This window comes from Fortiea sp. LEGE XX443 (assembly GCF_015206815.1).
In the GTDB taxonomy this organism is placed as follows: domain Bacteria; phylum Cyanobacteriota; class Cyanobacteriia; order Cyanobacteriales; family Nostocaceae; genus Nostoc_B.
This window is the reverse complement of the sequence record NZ_JADEXZ010000144.1, coordinates 1-3,869: the sequence shown is the minus strand read 5'-3', so window position 1 is coordinate 3,869 and position 3,869 is coordinate 1. Positions and strand designations below refer to the sequence as shown.

2 protein-coding genes and 3 pseudogenes are annotated in these 3,869 nt (G+C 40.6%); all 5 read right to left on the bottom strand.

From position 1 onward, the window contains the following. Positions 1-1,338: 1,338 nt before the first annotated feature. Positions 1,339-2,349: pseudogene (locus IQ259_RS27440) on the bottom strand (site-specific DNA-methyltransferase); the annotation flags it as partial. A gap of 66 nt (positions 2,350-2,415) precedes the next feature. Next, on the bottom strand, positions 2,416-2,709 hold the full coding sequence (locus IQ259_RS26755; RefSeq protein WP_193889001.1) for a ribbon-helix-helix domain-containing protein: 294 nt from the start codon (positions 2,707-2,709) through the stop codon (positions 2,416-2,418). Positions 2,710-3,053: 344 nt separating this feature from the next. After that, positions 3,054-3,425, bottom strand: a complete 372-nt coding sequence (locus tag IQ259_RS26750; protein WP_193889000.1) for a sulfite exporter TauE/SafE family protein — start codon at positions 3,423-3,425, stop codon at positions 3,054-3,056. A 120-nt stretch (positions 3,426-3,545) separates the two neighbouring features. After that, positions 3,546-3,743: pseudogene (locus IQ259_RS26745) on the bottom strand (acetamidase/formamidase family protein); the annotation flags it as partial. A gap of 33 nt (positions 3,744-3,776) precedes the next feature. After that, a pseudogene (locus IQ259_RS26740) lies at positions 3,777-3,869 on the bottom strand (IS5/IS1182 family transposase); the annotation flags it as partial.

Genomic DNA, 3,869 nt, shown 5'->3' with positions numbered 1-3,869 from the left:
TATACCAAAGACAATATTCATCCACAAATTTGACGGTTTGTTTGGGTGGACGAGGCTCTACCATGCTCTGTGTCTTCGTTCTGGGCTTTTTACATCCTTATACTACCGCGATAGTGACACAACAGGGTTAGAGATATGTTTGCGCCATTTGGTAAAACGTAAGCTGGTTAGTCTAATCATCCAAATAGCCAATAACTCTAAAGCCTTGCCCTTGACATGCTTATCTTCACTGTCAAGATCATTGATAACATCTTCAAAAGCTTTATTAAGTTCAGTCTGCGAAATTTCAGTTAGATCAGCAATACTTGAAAGGAGGCGGGAAACAAGCTCCGCTCTAGCTTTATCGGTCAATTTAACAGAGTTCGGTTTAGCTCCTCGTCCTCCTGTTGTTTTCTCGGTTTCAATTAAATCAAGAGCAACTAAAGGTTCAATAATATCTTTAACAAAAGACTTACTCGGTAATCGAATCTTATAAGTACTGGTTGAATAATCTTTAACCTTGTTCCAAGGTGTCAATACCTGAATGTCAAGGTGAATCATAGCCAGCAGAAAATACTTCTGCTGCGGTGTTAAGGTGTAAAGCTCATCAACATAGTCTTTATCAAGCCCAAGCAAGTCAGAAACTGTATCCCAGTTAATCTCATACTCGCGCTCAAAAACTCCTGCAAGCTCAAGCCATTTCCGCATGGTACTGACATAAATTGCATTAGGAGAGAGGGAATATCCCATCTCTTGCAGTTCATAGCCAATAACTTCTAGCTGCGGTTTATCTCCTCTAGTATTAATTGCCTCAATAGCCTTCAATAGTGACATACCAGTAAGATTAGTCAGGATATGGCGGGCAAATATACTAGCAACAGTTTGAGGATCATCCTTTGCCTGAAGAATTTCGTTCGCAATCTCAGTAACCTGATAAGCCCAATCATCATCGCCTATTTTTTCAACAAGTTGATATGCCCGCAAAGACAAGAAACAATTCATAGACAACTTGCCGATGTTTTCCAATGCTTTTGCAAGATCGCTACTTTGCTTGGAATGACCAGAAAAATATCGATCAGCAATCTGTTTCTGTAGTTCTCGCCGATCAGGAGCGCAATCTATACACAGCTGCACAATTTCAGGTAAAGAAAACTTTTCAGATTCAAACTGGTGTCCATAGGTAAATTTAAGTTGGCGTTGTTCCATAGGGTCTATATCTTCTAGGAAAGGGAGGCTTAACTGTTGGTGCTGATTTGGGCGATTGCTCAATAACCTGTTGTCTGGTAAAGATTGCAAAACTTCAAGCACTTTCTCCTTATTATTTTTCTCGGAAGGAAGAGGATCAACCACCAGTGGGGCATTTGACTCAAACCTATATTTGGATGCACTAATGTAAGACTCATCAAGCTCAAAAGCTAACCAGTGTCGCTGAAGTGTTTCTGCCACGCGACCAGTCATGTTAGAACCAGCAAAAGGGTCTAACACCAAATCATTTTTATCTGTACAAAGGTTAATAGCAAATTCTGGTAGAGCTTGAGGAAATCTGGCTGGATGAGACTTGATGCCCTCTTGCTTGCATCTTCTCTGATAATAATCATTAGATGCGGTATTAGAAGCTGAGATGACATTAACAGGTTGCGCCAGATCATTCAGCAATAGCCAATCAAAACCAGCAAGGACAGGGGAACCTATATTACCATTACTATTTTCAATCTGACCGTTAATAATATTTGGTGGAATTGCTCCGCCCCGATCATTGCCAAATTTCGTAGAAATATCATGTCCAGACGGGCGTAACTTAGCATCATAGCCATTTTTCAGCAGATTTTTCATCGCGTCACTGTATGGACGAAGAACCCTTTTATTATTGGCTTTGGGATGAGGCTGTTTAGATAACCACCATACGGTATTTACAGCATCCTTTACCCGCTCCCGTCGCACCGTCACCCACTCTGCTGGTGTAGGTAACTTAGCTGGGTTATACCAGTACAATTCCTGTGCCAGAAAGAAACCTAACCCACCTTTATCAGTCGGCTTGCACAACTCTATAACTAACTCGAAATGATACAAGGAGCGGATAGGATAACCTTTCAACCAGCTTCCACCAATATCAATCACCAGAGAACCTGATGGCTTTAGGATGCGCTGAAATTCTTTGGCAAAAACAAGGAACCACTCAATATATTCATGCTGATCTTTATTTCCATACTCCTTTTTACGAACCAAGGCAAAAGGCGGTGAGGTACAAATAAGATCGATGCTCTCCTCAGGTAATTCCTTCATCAACTCAAGGCTATTTCCCAAATAGGCTGCCCCAAACTCCGTTTTATAGTAAGGTTCCTGTTTTATCGCTATCACTGAATCTTCCATTGGATCAGTATGGATATCAGGCAAGGGGATTTTCTTTGTACGGCTCTGAGTCATTTTTATAAACAATCAAGCGATCTGGTTGCGTTTGTATTTAATAAAGAGGTCGTTCATGGCTTCAGTGAGTAAAGCCTGCACAGTCGTACCATGATCGAGGGCAATCTGTTTTAGCTGTTTAGAAACTGCTGGGTCAAAATGCCCCGCGATCGCCTTTTTCCCCTGGCGACTTGGTGGCGCTGATGATGCTGTAGCCGCTTCAGTAGCTACTGGCAACTGCCCTGATACTGGTTCTGGCTGTGATTCATATTGGGGCTTGCCGCTTGCTTTCTGCAAAGCAGAGGTAAGGCTTGGACGTTTGCCCATGTATGATTTCCATGATTACATGTAAACTATACTACAACATGGCATACAATAATGTAACTATGTATTAATAATTACATACTTACTTATGTATAGCAGTAGCCAAGGCAGTTAGGACATCGGCCAATGATAAAACTCATGCACTAAAAGACTTTTAACCCTGTCACCGTTCGGCTGACGCTCACGGCGGAAGCCTGTTCCCTTTCACCTGCTATAACTACTTATTTCCAGGGATAGTGTGCAGATAGCAGAGTGTCCTCTGCATTGATAGGGCTGTAATAACTTGCTAAATGAGGGCAAATGGAAATGAGGGAGTGTAAAAAACTACAACCGAACTGTATTGATGATTAACGAATGAATAAATATCTTGCACCTATAAGTAATAAAAAGATGCCATACAACTTCTTCATAATTTCACTGCTAATAAATGGCTGATTGGCAAATAATGCACCAAAGAGGTTGCCTACTACTAAACCAACAGCAATAATTACCGCATGTTTGATGTTGATGTTACCACTACGGTAGTAAACTGCTGCTCCTAAAATCCCAATTGGTAAAATTTGAGCGGCAATGGAAGTGCCAGTCGCAAATTTTTGATCCATTCCCATTAAAAGTACCATTGCCGGCACCATAATTGCACCGCCACCAATGCCAAACATACCACCAGCAACGCCAGCAGCTAAACCAATAAGCAGCAATTGTACAAGGATATTAGACATACAAAAATGTTTGTTTCTTGTTTAATCACAGATTAATTTTAGATGATACCGATTTTAAAAATGATTGTGTCAGATATATTGCCAGAACCTAGATGCAGACAACAATTATCAATCCAAAATCTAAAATTTAAAATTGTAGGGCAAGATTGATTTAGGTAACATACCGTGAACGCCTTTTTGGGGGCTATTTACAACTTGCGTGATGTGAAAATTGACGGCTAAACTACACAAAACATAAGCATCTTCTGCTGACAAATTGGCAAAATGTTCGAGAAAATTAATCATATTTTTTAAAGCTTGTTCTAAAGCTGTATCTAAGAGGGTGTTTGAAAAGTTTTGAGTGGTGAAATTTTATGCCAATCGCCTCACCATGATCCGGATCATGGCAAGGTAAATAAACGTCTCCGATGTTTCGGGCAATAACTCATAATCTCGAACTAATCG

Excerpts from the sequence above, each read along its gene's own strand:
- IQ259_RS26755 (WP_193889001.1), bottom strand. The coding sequence starts at position 2,709 with ATGGGCAAACGTCCAAGCCTTACCTCTGCTTTGCAGAAAGCAAGCGGC.
- IQ259_RS26750 (WP_193889000.1), bottom strand. The coding sequence starts at position 3,425 with ATGTCTAATATCCTTGTACAATTGCTGCTTATTGGTTTAGCTGCTGGC.